This window comes from Salinibacterium sp. UTAS2018, from assembly GCF_004118935.1.
Lineage (GTDB): Bacteria > Actinomycetota > Actinomycetes > Actinomycetales > Microbacteriaceae > Rhodoglobus.
In genome coordinates this window covers 2,798,549-2,813,106 of record NZ_CP035375.1, presented here as the reverse complement: position 1 = coordinate 2,813,106, position 14,558 = coordinate 2,798,549, and the positions used below count along the sequence as shown (strand labels likewise).

General features: G+C 62.4%; 16 protein-coding genes. 5 read left to right on the top strand and 11 right to left on the bottom strand.

All coding sequences use genetic code 11. From position 1 onward, the window contains the following. Window positions 1-74 precede the first annotated feature (74 nt). The gene (locus ESZ53_RS13410) at window positions 75-434 is read right to left on the bottom strand and encodes a zinc ribbon domain-containing protein YjdM (protein ID WP_129073284.1); all 360 of its coding nucleotides are present in this window, start codon (window positions 432-434) and stop codon (window positions 75-77) included. Window positions 435-616: 182 nt separating this feature from the next. On the opposite strand from ESZ53_RS13410, the gene ESZ53_RS13405 reads away from it, so the two are divergent. Continuing rightward, window positions 617-1,201, top strand: a complete 585-nt coding sequence (locus ESZ53_RS13405; protein WP_129073283.1) for a nitroreductase family protein — start codon at window positions 617-619, stop codon at window positions 1,199-1,201. Between the two features lie 98 nt (window positions 1,202-1,299). Here the strand turns inward: ESZ53_RS13405 and ESZ53_RS13400 are convergent, their stop codons facing one another. The 4 genes from ESZ53_RS13400 to ESZ53_RS13385 all read right to left on the bottom strand — a co-directional run bounded on the left by ESZ53_RS13400 (window position 1,300) and on the right by ESZ53_RS13385 (window position 3,670). Further along, the gene (locus tag ESZ53_RS13400) at window positions 1,300-2,322 is read right to left on the bottom strand and encodes a hypothetical protein (RefSeq protein WP_129073282.1); all 1,023 of its coding nucleotides are present in this window, start codon (window positions 2,320-2,322) and stop codon (window positions 1,300-1,302) included. Between the two features lie 55 nt (window positions 2,323-2,377). Beyond that, on the bottom strand, window positions 2,378-3,052 hold the full coding sequence (locus ESZ53_RS13395) for an SDR family NAD(P)-dependent oxidoreductase (RefSeq protein ID WP_129073281.1): 675 nt from the start codon (window positions 3,050-3,052) through the stop codon (window positions 2,378-2,380). 97 nt (window positions 3,053-3,149) lie between these two features. Further along, window positions 3,150-3,440, bottom strand: a complete 291-nt coding sequence (locus ESZ53_RS13390; protein WP_129073280.1) for a type II toxin-antitoxin system RelE/ParE family toxin — start codon at window positions 3,438-3,440, stop codon at window positions 3,150-3,152. Then, window positions 3,437-3,670: a type II toxin-antitoxin system ParD family antitoxin gene (locus tag ESZ53_RS13385; protein WP_129073279.1), complete on the bottom strand. Its 234-nt coding sequence runs from the start codon at window positions 3,668-3,670 to the stop codon at window positions 3,437-3,439. The genes ESZ53_RS13390 and ESZ53_RS13385 overlap by 4 nt, the downstream gene beginning before the upstream one ends. 56 nt (window positions 3,671-3,726) lie before the next feature. Here ESZ53_RS13385 and ESZ53_RS13380 point away from each other — a divergent pair, with 56 nt between their 5' ends. Both ESZ53_RS13380 and ESZ53_RS13375 read left to right on the top strand, forming a co-directional pair. Next, window positions 3,727-4,179: a GNAT family N-acetyltransferase gene (locus ESZ53_RS13380; RefSeq protein ID WP_129073278.1), complete on the top strand. Its 453-nt coding sequence runs from the start codon at window positions 3,727-3,729 to the stop codon at window positions 4,177-4,179. A 131-nt stretch (window positions 4,180-4,310) separates the two neighbouring features. Continuing rightward, window positions 4,311-5,267, top strand: a complete 957-nt coding sequence (locus ESZ53_RS13375) for a class II glutamine amidotransferase (RefSeq protein WP_129073277.1) — start codon at window positions 4,311-4,313, stop codon at window positions 5,265-5,267. A gap of 54 nt (window positions 5,268-5,321) precedes the next feature. Here the strand turns inward: ESZ53_RS13375 and ychF are convergent, their stop codons facing one another. The 3 genes from ychF to ESZ53_RS13360 form a co-directional block, all read right to left on the bottom strand. Continuing rightward, window positions 5,322-6,398, bottom strand: coding sequence for a redox-regulated ATPase YchF (ychF, locus tag ESZ53_RS13370; protein WP_129073276.1), 1,077 nt, complete (start codon window positions 6,396-6,398; stop codon window positions 5,322-5,324). A 73-nt stretch (window positions 6,399-6,471) separates the two neighbouring features. Next, window positions 6,472-7,968, bottom strand: a complete 1,497-nt coding sequence (locus ESZ53_RS13365) for a CoA-acylating methylmalonate-semialdehyde dehydrogenase (RefSeq protein ID WP_129073275.1) — start codon at window positions 7,966-7,968, stop codon at window positions 6,472-6,474. A 131-nt stretch (window positions 7,969-8,099) separates the two neighbouring features. Further along, window positions 8,100-9,020: a LysR family transcriptional regulator gene (locus tag ESZ53_RS13360; RefSeq protein ID WP_129073274.1), complete on the bottom strand. Its 921-nt coding sequence runs from the start codon at window positions 9,018-9,020 to the stop codon at window positions 8,100-8,102. A 168-nt stretch (window positions 9,021-9,188) separates the two neighbouring features. Here ESZ53_RS13360 and rmuC point away from each other — a divergent pair, with 168 nt between their 5' ends. Beyond that, window positions 9,189-10,502 carry a DNA recombination protein RmuC gene (rmuC, locus tag ESZ53_RS13355; protein ID WP_129073273.1) on the top strand — a complete coding sequence of 438 codons (1,314 nt, stop codon included), beginning with the start codon at window positions 9,189-9,191 and terminating at the stop codon, window positions 10,500-10,502. Between the two features lie 52 nt (window positions 10,503-10,554). On the opposite strand, the gene glpX is transcribed toward rmuC, so the two are convergent. Further along, window positions 10,555-11,544 carry a class II fructose-bisphosphatase gene (gene glpX, locus ESZ53_RS13350; RefSeq protein WP_129073272.1) on the bottom strand — a complete coding sequence of 330 codons (990 nt, stop codon included), beginning with the start codon at window positions 11,542-11,544 and terminating at the stop codon, window positions 10,555-10,557. A 212-nt stretch (window positions 11,545-11,756) separates the two neighbouring features. Between glpX and fbaA the strand changes: the two genes are divergently transcribed. Then, window positions 11,757-12,782, top strand: coding sequence for a class II fructose-bisphosphate aldolase (fbaA, locus tag ESZ53_RS13345; protein WP_129073271.1), 1,026 nt, complete (start codon window positions 11,757-11,759; stop codon window positions 12,780-12,782). Between the two features lie 91 nt (window positions 12,783-12,873). Here the strand turns inward: fbaA and ESZ53_RS13340 are convergent, their stop codons facing one another. Together ESZ53_RS13340 and ESZ53_RS13335 are read right to left on the bottom strand one after the other, a co-directional pair. Then, the gene (locus tag ESZ53_RS13340; protein WP_129073270.1) at window positions 12,874-13,419 is read right to left on the bottom strand and encodes a DUF6264 family protein; all 546 of its coding nucleotides are present in this window, start codon (window positions 13,417-13,419) and stop codon (window positions 12,874-12,876) included. After that, complete coding sequence (locus ESZ53_RS13335) at window positions 13,419-14,471, bottom strand: 4-hydroxy-3-methylbut-2-enyl diphosphate reductase (protein WP_129073636.1); 1,053 nt, start codon at window positions 14,469-14,471, stop codon at window positions 13,419-13,421. The genes ESZ53_RS13340 and ESZ53_RS13335 overlap by 1 nt, the downstream gene beginning before the upstream one ends. Window positions 14,472-14,558 lie beyond the last annotated feature (87 nt).

The window sequence follows — 14,558 nt, the reverse complement described above, 5'->3', positions numbered from 1 at the left end:
CGTGCGGCGGGCCTGCGACGCACGTGCTGCGCGCGCGACAACCCGGATGCGATCTCGAGCACGCAATCTCAGGCTTAGGCCTTTTTGACGACGCTCGACTTGAGCTGTATCTGGCCGAAACCGTCAACTTTGCAGTCGATGTCGTGGTCGCCAACACCATCGACGAGGCGGATGTTGCGCACCTTCGTTCCGACCTTGATCGACGTGGGGCTGCCCTTGACCTTGAGGTCCTTGATGATGCTCACCGTGTCGCCATCGGCGAGTGGCGTGCCGAACGCGTCCTTGATGACGGATGCGTTCTGCTCGGCTTCGGCAGCGGCATCCGCTTCGCTCGGCGACCACTCGTGCGCGCACATGGGACACACCAGCAGCGAGCCCATCTCGTAGGCGAGGTCGCTGGAGCAATTCGGGCAGAGAGGCAGAGCGTCAGACATAAGGCACTTTCGGCTAGGCGCCAATCGGGCTGACGCAGCGCTGAACTAGTCGCTGATCGTCAATTTTACGCGATCGCGCGGTCGTAGATTGGTTCGCAATCTCGGAATAGGTTCAGCCAGAGCACGGTTGCATCCAGCGACATCGCAGATCGACTCCGTTCAGCTCTTGAAAGGCCCTCTCCATGACCGTGCTTCACGACCGCCTCGCCGCGACCGACTCCCCCATTCTTGATGTGCTCGCCGAGCGATGGAGCCCCCGCCACTTCGACGCCACCGCACCTCTCGATGAGGCGGCACTGCAGAACGCTCTCGAGGCTGCTCGTTGGGCGCCCTCGGCCTACAACAGCCAGCCGTGGCGCGTCGTTATCGCCCGCCGTGGCACCGCGCAGCACGAGGCAATCGTGGCAACCCTCAGTGGCTTCAACCAGACGTGGGCTCCCTCCGCATCCGCTCTGATTGTGTTCGTTGCCGAGCACCACAATGAAGAGGGCCGGGCGCAGGCCATGGCATCGTACGACCTCGGCCAGGCCGTTGCCTACTTCACAGTTCAGGCTCAGAGCCACGGACTGTTCAGCCACCAGATGTCAGGATTCGACCCGGATGCCGCAGCCGCAGCCCTCGAGATCGACCCCCGCTTCACCCCCACCACCGTCATGGCTGTAGGCACTCTGGGTGACCCCGTCGAGATGACGGATGTCATCCGCGAGCGCGAAACGGCGCCCCGCGCTCGTCGCGCCGCTGCCGAATCGGTGCTCGTCAACGCTTAGCGCCTGATGCGGTGCGGGGTCTGCTCATTCGATACGCGGGCCCCACATCGCGCGTTCGCAGGGCTTGCACGCGAGCTGCCCGGTGGCAAGAACCCTCCCTACGGCGTGACGTCGCCCGCGATCAGTTCGCGCATCGCGGTCACGATCCCACCCTTCACGTCGGCCGATAGGTGCGAGACGAGAACGTGCGCTACGCCGGGTTCGGTGATGATCGCCTTCGCCTGCTCGTCGAGCTTGATCGCGGCCGGATCAATCGCGCTCCGCAGCGATACGATCGGCTCTTCCATGAGGTCGCACGAACGAACAGCGATGTCGGTTACCACGATGCCGTACACCCCGGCGAAGGTCTTATCGAGCGAGGCAAACGCAATCGTCTCGTCGCCGCCGAGGCCAACCTTCGGGCCAAACTTCTTGAGCATCTTCGCGAGACGCGGGTCATCCGCCAACATCACTTCGCTCCGGATGCCAAGCTCGGCCAGCCGGGGAACCAACTCCGCGGCGGTCGACTTCTCCTCTTCCTCGTCGGCGCCTGGTGCGCCGGCAACAGCAAGCCCGAGCGCTTGCGAGAGTTGCACGACGCTCGTGACCGCATCCGTCAGCAGCTGGGTGAGCCGAAACTCTGGCGAGTGGCCTTCCGCTGACTCGGTGCCGAAGAGTTTTACGAGGTCTGACCAGTCATAGGCGCTGGCCACCGAGGCTGTCAGGGCGTGGCTCGCGGCGACCGGATCTGCAGAAGTGAGGGGCAGCATCCGGTAGTTCGGCAGTTCCCGGCCGAAGACTCCCCCGAAGTTTTCTTGAACGATAAGCCGCTGGTCGGTCACCAGAAAACCCATCGTTTGGCGCTTGCGAGTAAAGCGATTCATGGCGTGGTAGCCGACGAACAGCAGCGGCACCTCGTGGGTTCGCGGGGCATCCGCCAACAGCAGCTGCTCGACGGCATCCTCGAACACTTGGGCGGCATCGTCGAACACGGGATGATTCGCATGGTTGTGACGAAACACCACCTGCTGCAGCTCGGCGTCGAGATCGGCTGTCCACAGCGACAGCTTGGCCGCGATGGTGTCGGTCGCCGCGCGATGGCCGGCGGGGATGTCGCGGAGGTAGTCGTCTACTGCAGTCACGAATCGGGTCCTTTTCGAAGGCATCGGGTGGTGTCGCTAAGAGCGGAGCAGCGCGTTATTCGCGGCCGTCTTCGAGCGGAATGAGCATGGTGCGGAATTCGCCTTCTGCAGCGTGGATGTCCCAGATGCGTGACGCGACGTCGTCGATGCCGTTGGGCAACTGAAGCTTCGGGATGCCGCCGGGGATGACCAGCTGACGAACGCGGATCCCCTCGCTTTCGAGCGCCTCGTGCAGCATCTCCCCGTACGCGCTCTCGGCGGGGAAGGCGAGCGATGTCCCCGCGAAACCGGCGCGCGACTTCACCGAGGTGCCGCCATTGATCAGGATGATGCTGCCGTGACCTGCCTCGCGCATGGCGGGCAGCAGCGTGCGTACGGTGTGGATGAGGCCGAGCGCAGAGAACTGGAGCGCTTCTTGTGCCAGTTCGGGAGTCAGATCGAGCACTGGCTTCAGATAATCGCGCGACGGAAGCGGGCTGTATTGCACAGCCGTGATCGGCCCGAGCTCGGACGCGGCACTGGTGAGAGCGGCCTCCAGCTGGGCGGGCTCGCGCACGTCGGCGGCAAAACCGCGAGCGCTGACGCCATCCGCCGCGAGTTCAGCGGCGAGCGCATCGAGATTCGACTGATCCCGCGAGATGAGCGCAACCGCGAAACCTTCGCGTCCGAACCTGCGGGCGACTGCTGCGCCGAGTCCTGGGCCTGCTCCGATGATGGCGATGACGGGCATGAAGTTCCTTCGATCGAAGCGTTCGGCGGGCCGTGCTGTGTGAAAATCCTACCGGCACCGAAAATCAGTGACCATGACTAGGCCACCGTTGACGTTTCTAGAAGTGCCGCGTCGGATCCATCCGCTGATGGAGAATGCGGATCACGTCCACGCTGTCGAATCCTTGGGTATAGAAAATCAGGTGACTACCGATGCTGTAGCGGCGGTAGCCCTCGCGAATGTCGTCGCATGTACGTCCGCGCTGAGGGTCAGCGGCGATTCTCTCGATCGCCGCCCTCATCTCGAATAGATAGGTCTCCGCTTGTGTCGCGTCCCAGCGCTCCTGCGTGTAGTCCCAGATCGCGGACAGGTCTCGCTGGGCTGCCGGGGTGAGGCGATAGCCCGTCACTGCTTCTTCGAGGCAACGAAGGCGTCGAAGTCGAATTCTCGCGGCTCGCCACTGTCTTCACCCGCCACGAGCGCTGATCTCAACCCGGCCATCTGGGTCTCTTGATCTTCCAACAATCGCAGAGCGGCACGAACGACTTCGCTAGCAGAGCGGTACCGTCCGGTTTCGACCTCGCGAGAAAGGAACTCCGCGAAGTGGTCATCCAGACTGATCGAAGTGTTTTGAGCCATGTGGTCAGAGTACCAAGGATTGGTAATTCTGCGCGCTGCGATGTGAGCAATTGCTTATGAACGCGGTTAGCCTCCGCAGCTATGATCGCGGGAGGAGCACCACCTACCGTGTTGACGCGCCACTCGGTCGCGACGCAATCATCAATCTGTACGCCGCAGTGCAGTGGACGGCCTACACCCTCGACCCCGATCGGCTCATGGCCGCCATCGCCGCATCGCTAAGAGTCGTGACCGCTTGGGATGGCATCCAGTTAGTCGGGCTCGCACGTGTCGTCGGCGACGGGCTGACGATTGTCTACCTGCAAGACATTCTGGTCGTGCCGGAGTACCACCGCAGCGGAATCGGTCGCGAACTCTTCCTTCGAGTCTTCCAGCCATTTGGAGACGTGCGGCAAAAACTTCTTGTCACGGATGACGAGCCGGGACAGATCGCCTTCTACCGCGCGATGGGGTTTACCGAGGTGCGTAACCTTGAGCACCGAACCTCGGTTTTCACGAAGTTCGCTTGACCCTGCAGCGACCGCGAGACCGCGGGATCAAAGGCTGAGGCGCGGCTAGTTGTTGGAGCGGACCGCCACTGCTACCAGCACCGACTCAGTGCAACGACAATAGAATGGCAGGAGCCCAACGAAGGAGATATATGTGCCGCGTGCTCGCCTACCTCGGTCCTGAGACACCACTGGAGAATCTCCTCCTCAAGCCAGAGAACAGCCTGATTAACCAGGCACTCGACCCCGAACGGCACCCCGAGCTCCAGCTGGCCGGATGGGGATTCGGGATCTGGGGCGAGCACCTGCTGAAGCCCGAAGAACCCTTCATCTACCGCCGACCCATGGCGGCCTTTTACGACGACAACGCCAGCCGGATGATCCCCAGCCTCCAGGCCAGCACGATGTTGGCGCATGTGCGAGCCGCGGCGTACGACTCGAAGGTCGTGATGGTCGACGAGAACTGCCACCCATTCTCTTTCGAGGAGACCCCGTGGATCGTCGCCCAAAATGGCTACCTGCCGAACTGGCAGCTCCTGCAGCGCGAGCTGCTGCAGCACTGCGAGGATCGGCATCTCGAACAGATGCGCGGAAACACGGACACCGAGTTCATCTACGTGCTACTCCTCTCGCTGCTCGAGGGAGACAGCAACGAGGACGTCCAACGAGCGATCGAGAAGCTCATCGAGCTGATCGCCCAGGCGATGAAGGACCTCGACCTTGGCGCTCTGACCAAGCTGAAAATGGCCCTCGTGTCAGCCGACCGCATCATCGGTGTCAACGTCGGCCTCGGTCACCACGGTGAGTCCAACCCCGCTGGTGACTGGAAGGAGCTGCGGAAGTCAGCCCCCGACAGTGACGACTTCGCGCTCTCGATGCTCCTCGAACCGATGTACCTACTGATGGGGCGCAACTTCGAGGACGACGCAACGACCTACGATTTTGAGGAGAGCAGCGAGGATGACGCGACCGGTGTCATATTCGCCTCCGAGCCCTTGACCGAGGGTGACGACTGGTCGCTTCTCGAGTTCGGCGAGATCGTCTTCCTCGAGAACGACGGGGAGCGCATCACCAGAACCACCAACACGCTGAAGGTCTCAGCGCGCTAGGTGTTCTTCTCACGGAGATTGTGACCAGCTTGGCGTGACGGAAGACGAAAACCCCTAGTTGTTGAAGCGGAACTCCACCACGTCGCCGTCGCTCATGACGTATTCCTTGCCCTCGACGCGAGCCTTGCCCTTGGAGCGAGCCTCCGCGATAGAGCCGGTCTCGACGAGGTCGTCGAAGCCGATGACCTCGGCCTTGATGAAGCCCTTTTCGAAGTCAGTGTGGATGACGCCGGCAGCCTGAGGTGCCTTGGCACCCTTCGGGATCGTCCAGGCGCGAGTCTCTTTCGGTCCGGCCGTGAGGTAGGTCTGCAGACCGAGAGTGTCGAAGCCGATGCGGGCGAGCTGGTCGAGACCGCTCTCGTCTTGACCGGTGCTCGCGAGAAGCTCCGCGGCATCCTCGTCGTCGAGGTCGATGAGTTCGGCCTCCAACTTAGCGTCGAGGAAGATGGCCTTCGCGGGGGCAACCAGGGCCGCCAATTCGGCGAGCTTCTCGGTGCTGCCCAGCACCGCTTCATCCACGTTGAAAACGTAAATGAACGGCTTGGAAGTAAGCAGACCCAGTTCGCGGATCAGCTCCAGTTCAATTTTGGTGGCCTCAGAGAGCGGCTTGCCCTCGTTGAGGAACGCCTGCGCAGCGAGCGCGGCCTCGAGAACGGCGGGCTCCACACGCTTGGTCTTGAGTTCCTTCTCGTAGCGAGCGACAGCCTTTTCGAGGGTCTGCAGGTCGGCGAGGATCAGCTCGGTGTTAATGGTCTCCATGTCGGATGCCGCATCAACCTTGCCGTCGACGTGAATAACATCCGGGTCGCTAAAGCCGCGCACGACCTGAGCGATAGCGTCAGCCTCGCGGATGTTCGCCAAGAACTTGTTGCCCAGGCCTTCGCCCTCGCTGGCGCCCTGCACAATGCCGGCGATGTCAACGAAGGAAACAGGAGCAGGCAGAATGCGCTCACTGTTGAAGATGCCCGCAAGCACCTTAAGGCGCGGGTCGGGCAGGTTGACGATGCCCACGTTAGGTTCGATGGTTGCGAACGGGTAGTTCGCGGCGAGCACCGAGTTCTTGGTCAGAGCGTTAAAGAGGGTGGACTTGCCGACATTCGGGAGTCCAACGATTGCAATAGTGAGAGCCACGGGAGTCAATCCTACCGGCGATGGCGGCCCCGAGGAACGGGACCGCCATCGCGAAGGTAAAGCAGGCTAGTTATTAGCCGTTGTTCTGCGGGAAGCCGAGGTTGATTCCACCGTGGCTGGGGTCGAGCCAGCGGCTGGTGACAGCCTTCTGACGCGTGAAGAAACGGATGGCGTCGGGACCATAGGCCTTCGTGTCACCAAACGCGGAGTCTTTCCAGCCACCGAAGGAGAAGTACGCCACGGGAACGGGGATCGGAACGTTGATGCCGACCATGCCGACCTCAACTTCGCGCTGGAAGCGACGAGCCGCTCCGCCATCGTTCGTGAAGATCGCGGTGCCGTTCCCGTACTGCGAGGAGTTGATCAGCTCGAGACCCTCTTCATAGGTGGCGACGCGAATGACGCTGAGTACCGGTCCGAAGATCTCGTGCTTGTAGACGTCGGAGTCGGTCGATACGTTGTCGATCAGCGTCGGGCCGAGCCAGAAGCCGTTAGCGTCGCCATCGATCTCGATGCCGCGACCATCAACAACAACCGTCGCGCCGTCGGTCTCCGCAATCTCGATGTAGCTGGCAACCTTGTCGCGGTGCTGGGCCGTGATGAGCGGGCCCATGTCGCAGCCGCGCGTGCCGTCACCGGTACGCAGCGTCGCCATGCGCTCGCTGACCTTGGCAATGAGTTCATCAGCAACAGGCTCAACAGCTACGACGACCGAGACTGCCATGCAGCGCTCGCCAGCGGAACCGAAACCGGCATTGACGGCAGAGTCGGCAACGAGGTCGAGGTCGGCATCCGGAAGCACCAGCATGTGGTTCTTGGCGCCACCGAGAGCCTGAACGCGCTTGCCGTGGTGGGCAGCGGTTTCGTAAATGTACTTAGCGATCGGGGTGGAACCAACGAACGAAACGCTAGCGACATCCGGATGCTCGAGAAGAGTGTCAACGGCGACCTTGTCACCGTGAACCACGTTGAAGACACCATCGGGAAGGCCAGCCTCAGTGAAGAGTTCTGCCATCCAGAGCGATGCGGACGGGTCCTTCTCGCTGGGCTTCAACACAACGGTGTTACCCGCGGCAACAGCCATCGGGAAGAACCACATCGGCACCATGGCCGGGAAGTTGAAGGGGCTGATGATCGAGACAACACCAAGCGGCTGCTGCAACGAGTACACGTCAACACCGGTCGACACGTTCTCGCTGTACTCGCCCTTGCTGAGCTGAGCGATGCCACAGGCGAAGTCGAGAACTTCGAGGCCACGAGCGATCTCGCCAGCAGCATCCGAAAGAACCTTGCCGTGTTCGGCGGTGATGATGGCAGCGAGCTCATCCTTGCGAGCGTTGAAGAGCTCACGGAAGGCAAACATCACGGCGGTGCGCTTAGCAAGTGAGGTGTTTCCCCAGGCGGGGAACGCGGCCTTCGCAGCGGCAACACCAGCGTTGACGTCAGCGACGGATGCGAGCGGAACCGTGCGAGCGACAGCACCGGTTGCGGGGTTGAAGACATCGCCACGGTTGGGCGAGTCGCCCTCGGTAGCGGCGCCGTTGATCCAGTGGGGAATCGTGGAGTACATGGGCCTACTTTCGTCGGAATTAGCCCCAGTCTGCAGCCTTTGAAATCTGCAATCAAGACCTATTAGTGCACGGGCAATCTGCAAAAACGCACAGACCGTGCGGGGGCCCCATCGGCCGGCTTAGCGCCGCACTATTCGAGGGGCAATAACTCCGAACTGCGACGCGCAACTTCGCGATGTAAAGCGGCTCTGACCAGCTGAACTGCCTCAATATCCGCGGCCTCTTTGCGCACTGACAGCGCGAATTCCAGACGGAAGCTGACCTCCTCGGGCAGCACGGCCACGAGGCCCGGTTCGGGCTCGGCCATGAAGGCGTGCAGCAGCCCAATTCCGGCTCCCTGACGCGTGGCCTCGAGCTGCGCAAACACACTCGTGGAACCGAATCCCACGCGCATACCGCCGAGCACCGGAGCAAGGTCGAGCTCGCGAACCGTGAGCAGGGCATCCACATAGAAGACCAGCGGATGCGCGTCGAGGTCAGCCACCGAACGGATCGCTGGATGAGAAGCCACATAACCGGGCGAGGCATACAGGCGCAGCGCGTAGGCGGCAAGGGGTTCGGATGCGAGGCGCGAGGTCGCCGTGGTACCGATCGTGATCGCGAGGTCGAAGCCAGCACCGCGCAGACTCAGCGGTCGAGTCGAGGTGACAAGTTCAACTCTGATCGCCGGATGCTCCGCCTGCACCGCTGCGAGCGCTGCGGTGACAAACGTGGCCCCGAAGCCGTCGGGCGCCACGATGCGCACGGTGCCGCGCACCTCGTCGGCGCTGCCGCTAGTCGCCCCGACAACGTTTTCGACAATGTTCTCGAGGCCCGCGGCGCGAGTGGCTACTTCTTTACCGATGGCGGTGAGTTCCCAGCCATCGGCACCGCGGTCGAGCAGGCGCACGCCGAGGGCAGCCTCAAGGCGATCGATGCGGCGACGCACGGTGGTGTGGTCGACGCCGAGCAAAGTGGCTGCCGACACCATCCGGCCGGCCCGCGCCACGGCAATGAGGTAGCGCAGATCGTCGGTGCTCACATCGAGCGGATGCACGGAGTCGCTGGCCATGCCCTTAACTGTAGGGGCGGTTGGGGATGAGCACTGCGAGCGTGGCTCGCGCTCGCACTCGTGGATCGCGTTCGTGGCCCGTAACCCTCCGCGCCGCGCGAGCGCTGCTCTCCGCCCCGCTCGCGCTGTCCTCCCGACAATGTCGTTGCTGGCTGGCACACTGACGGCATGGATCCTGTTGTTGCTTTCGTCGTTGGCCTGCTTGTTGGTGCCGTGCTCGGTGTTGTTATCGGCCTGCTGATTGCTCGCGTGCGGGCGACTGCGCCCTCCGGCCAGGTGCCGCCCGAGGTTCTCGAAGCCCGCCATCAAGCCGCGATCGCGAACGTGACCGCCGCCGAGCGCGAACAGCAGTCTCGACTGGCGGCGGAGTTGGCCTCCGTGTCCGCCCGAGCGGATGCGCTGAACGAGCAGGTTGCGTCGCTGCAGTTGCAGTACCGCGAAACTCTCGATCGCCAGCGTGACGAGGCAGCGGCTCTTGCCGAACGCGAGCGCCGCGAGTCGAAGGTGCTGCAGGCCCTTACTCCCGTGCAAGAAACACTGCGCACCATGCAAAACAAGGTCACCGAGCTCGAATCGCAGCGGAGTCTGCAGCACGGCGAGTTGAGCCAGCAGCTCAAGTCGGCCACGGAATCCGAAGAGCGCCTGCGTAGCACCGCCGAGTCGTTGGCGTCGGCCCTGCGCAATAATTCCACCCGCGGTGTCTGGGGCGAAACCCAGTTGCGCAACGTCGTGCAGGCTGCCGGCCTCATCGAGCGCGTCGACTTCGATGTGCAATCGAGCATCACGTCGGATGCTGGTGCCGGCCGCCCCGACATGGTCGTTCACCTTCCCGGCGGTAAGAACATCGCGGTCGACGCCAAGGTGCCTTTCACCGCTTTCTTGGAGGCGAGCCAGATCTCCGTCACTGCAACGGGAGAAGAAGGTGCGCGCCGCGAAGCCCTTATTAAGCAGCACGTCAAGGTGATGCGGGGCCACATCGACACTCTCGCGAGCAAGGCCTACTGGGCCGGGCTCGATGCCTCCCCCGAGCTCGTGATCGCATTCATTCCGAGTGAGTCCCTCGTGTCGTCGGCGATGGAAGCTGACCCCTCGATCATGGATTACGCCTTCAACAAGCGCGTCGCTCTCGCTTCACCCGTCACCCTGTGGTCGGTGCTCAAGACAGTCGCGTTCTCGTGGCAGCAAGACGTGCTCACAGATCAAGCCAAGACGCTGTTCGACCTCAGTAAGGAGCTCTACCAGCGCCTCGCGACGCTCGCCGAGCACGCCGACAAACTGCGTCGTTCGATCGACACCACCGTTAGCAGTTACAACCAGTTCGCGAACTCACTCGAAAGCCGCGTGCTCGTGACGGCCCGCAAGCTCAACGCGCTCGACGAATCAAAAGTGATCGGCGACACCCAGCTGGTCGAGGGCACGCCGAAGCACATCACGGCGGCCGAATTGGAACTCGAACTGCCCACCGATAGCGACGGCCGTTAACGAGAACTGGCGCGCTCTCCGAGACGGAGAACGCGCCAGTTGAAGGCTGTCTTTAGTGGTCGAGCCACTTCTCAGCGAGGTGATCAGCCGAAATGCGGCGGATCGTTCCCGAGTGTGAACGCAAGACGATTGACTCGGTGCGGATGATCGGGCCGTAGCGGCGCACACCCTTCACGAGTCCGCCGTCGGTGACGCCCGTCGCGACGAAGAACGTGTTGTCGCTGGCCACCATCTCATCAGCGGTGTAGACGTGATCGAACTTGAGACCGGCATCCAGACCGCGCTGGCGCTCGTCATCAGTCTGCGGATAAAGAATCGTCTGAATCTCGCCGCCCAGAGCCTTGATCGCACAGGCAGTTGCAACACCCTCGGGGCTGCCGCCGATACCAACGCACATGTCGATACGCGTGCCATACAGTGCGGCGTTGATGCCGCCAGCAACGTCACCGTCGAGCATGAGGCGCGTTCCGGCGCCCGACTCACGGATGTCTTCGATGAGTTGAGCGTGACGCGGTCGGTCAAGCACCGCAACAACGATGTCTTCGGGGGCCTTGCCCTTGGCCTTAGCGAGCGCGCGGATGTTTTCACCGATGGGCTTGTGGATGTCGACGACGCCAACGCCCTCAGCACCGGTGACGATTTTGTCCATGTAGAACACGGTCGAGGCATCGAGCATTGTGCCGCGATCAGAAACAGCAATCATCGAGATCGCGTTCTGACGCCCGGCGGCGGTCAGCGAGGTGCCATCGATCGGGTCAACAGCGATGTCGCAGGCGGGACCGCGGCCAGTGCCGACGTGCTCGCCGTTGAAGAGCATCGGTGCGTTGTCTTTCTCACCCTCACCAATAACAACAAGACCGTCGAAGTCGACGGTTCCCAAGAACTTGCGCATCGCGTCAACAGCGGCGCCATCGGCTGCGAGCTTGTCGCCCTTACCGATGAAGGGAACGGCGCGAATCGCCGCCGCTTCGGTGGCCCGCACAAGCTCGAGAGCGAGGTTGCGATCGGGATGGAGGAATAGCGTGCCGGTTTCTGTACTCACCTGAGAGCATCCTTCGTTGAGAGTTGGTCGACTGGGGACGCGCCGGTGGTGGTCAGCGCAGCCCCAGCCTATCCGAATCGTTGCACCGGCTTTGAGCATTACCGCAGAGATCGCACTAACGTGCAACAGTTCGCGCCCGTCCAGAGCAGGTGGATAGAATCGACGCGAGCCGGACCAGAGCGGTAGTCGGTACCGCATGAGGAGAGACAACAATGCCCGTCGCAACCCCAGACCAGTACGCAGAAATGCTCGACAAGGCGAAGAAGAACTCCTTCGCCTACCCCGCCATCAACGTTTCGTCGTCGTCCACCATCAACGGCGTGCTTCAGGGCCTCAGCGATGCTGGCTCTGACGGCATCATCCAGGTCACCACGGGTGGCGCAGACTACTTCGCTGGCCAGTCCGTCAAGGCACGCGCCTCCGGAGCGCTCGCTTTCGCCGCGTTCGTCACCGAGGTAGCCAAGAACTACCCCGTCACGGTTGCGCTGCACACCGACCACTGCCCCAAGAACGCTCTCGATGACTTCGTCTTCCCGCTCATCGCGGCATCCGAAGCCGAGGTTAAGGCCGGTCGCAACCCGATCTTCCAGTCGCACATGTGGGATGGCTCGGCTGTTCCTCTCGCCGAGAACCTCGAGATCGCGCGCGAAATCCTCCCCCGCATGAAGGCCATCAACTCGATTCTCGAAGTTGAAATCGGCGTCGTCGGCGGAGAAGAAGACGGCGTCAGCCACGACATCAACGACAGCCTCTACACGACGCTGGATGACGTCATCGCTACCGTCGACGCCCTCGGCCTTGGCGAGCAGGGCCGCTACATCGCAGCCCTCACCTTCGGCAACGTGCACGGTGTGTACAAGCCCGGCAACGTAAAGCTTCGCCCGGAACTGCTCGGCGAAATTCAGGCCGGTATCGCCGCGAAGTACGGCACCGACGCGAACCCGCTCGACCTCGTGTTCCACGGTGGATCGGGATCAACGGATGAAGAAATCGCCACCGCCGTTGCCAACGGTGTCATCAAGATGAACATCGACACCGACACCCAGTACGCCTACAGCCGCTCCATCGCTGACAGCGTTCTGAAGAACTACGACGGCTTCCTCAAGGTCGACGGCGAAGTTGGCAACAAGAAGATCTACGACCCCCGCGCCTGGGGCAAGACAGCAGAGTCGGCTCTCGCCCTCCGCGTTGTCGAAGCCACCCAGCAGCTGGGTTCGGCTGGCCACTCCAGCAAGTAACTTTCCTCACAGATGGGGGTCGGCCTTCGGGCCGGCCCCCATTTGTCGTTAAGGCAGCGCTACAACAGCGGTCCGCACTAGTGGCGCAGCGCTACTGCGGCTGGAGGCTGTCGACGTAGGTCATGAAGCCGGGATCGCTCAGCACGGCAACAAAGATGGCCACGAACAGGGCGATGGTCGCGATCGTGGCTCCGACAAGCGGAATCCAGAAGGCAATCTTCGTGCGTTGAATCTGGATGAGCGCGAACACAATCGTGAGCACGAGCGCGATGACGCGCACAATGTTCGCGACCGCTCCCGCCTCGGCGGCAGCCTCATCCGCGGCAAAGCCGTCGAAGCCTTGAGCCGCGAGGCCCTCGCGCAAGATCGGCCCAAGATTGGCGGCCGTACCGAAGCCGTTGATGACATCCACGACGCCAAAAAGCAGCAGCGTGGCTGTCAGTAGGACATCCCACATGCGCCGCGGGCGCTCGGGTGGAGCGGCTGGCACCGACGCCGGAATTACGTGGGGCACTGCCGTGTGCAACGCAGGGGCTGGGTACTGGGCGCCTGTGCTGGGCTCAGTCACCCCTTCGGGCGCTGCTGGGGGCAGCGGTGCGTATTCGCCGTATTTCGGGCGAGGGCGGGGATCAGTCATTAACCCTGTTGCCAATCAAGTTTGCGGTTGCGGCCACCGAGGCCACGTTCGTCGGGGTTGCCTTGCGCGTCGGTACGCAGCTCTTTGGGCAGTGAGAACATCAGGTCTTCCTCTGCGGTGACCACTGTCGAGACGTCGCCGTAGCCCGCTTCGGCAAGGTCAGCGAGCACTTCTTGAACGAGAACTTCAGGAACGGATGCTCCGCTGGTCACGCCAACGGTGGAGACGCCTTCGAGCCACTCCTGCTTGATTTCGCTCGCGTAATCGACGCGGTAAGCGGCCTTCGCGCCGTACTCCAGAGCGACATCGACCAGACGCACCGTGTTGGAACTATTCGCGCTACCGACCACGATCACGAGGTCAGCGTCTTCAGCGACCTTCTTGATGGCGACCTGGCGGTTTTGAGTGGCGTAACAAATGTCATCACTGGGCGGGTCTTGCAGCGTGGGGAATCGTTCGCGCAGCAGTCGAACCGTCTCCATCGTTTCGTCGACGCTCAGCGTGGTCTGCGAGAGCCACACGAGGTTGTCGGTGTTGTCGACGACGATGTTGGGCACATCGGCCGGGCTGTTGACGAGGATGGTGCGCTCGGGCGCATGACCCATCGTGCCTTCGACCTCTTCGTGGCCATCGTGACCGATCAGCAAGATTTGGTAGTTGTCGCGAGCGAAGCGCGTCGCTTCCCGGTGCACCTTGGTCACCAGCGGGCAGGTTGCATCGATCGCGTGTAGTTCGCGGTCGGCGGCACCCTTGACGACAGCAGGCGAGACACCGTGGGCGGAGAAGACAACGGTCGACCCTTCGGGAACTTCTTCAACCTCATCCACGAAAATGGCGCCCTGCGCTTCAAGCGTCGTGACGACGTGGATGTTGTGCACGATCTGCTTGCGCACATAGACGGGAGCACCGTAGTTGGCGAGCGCTTTCTCTACCGCGATGACGGCGCGATCGACGCCGGCGCAGTAGCCGCGCGGGGCAGCTAAGACCACGCGCTTGGCGCCCGCAACCGGCAAATCTTTCAATTGCTCTCGGCGGGCGGGCATCGGGGGCATCGCTAGCGCTTGGGCGCTTCCGTTAGAAATGGTGCTCACAGAAAAGATTCTACCGAAGACTGCTGCACGGAAGCCGAACGGAGGGCA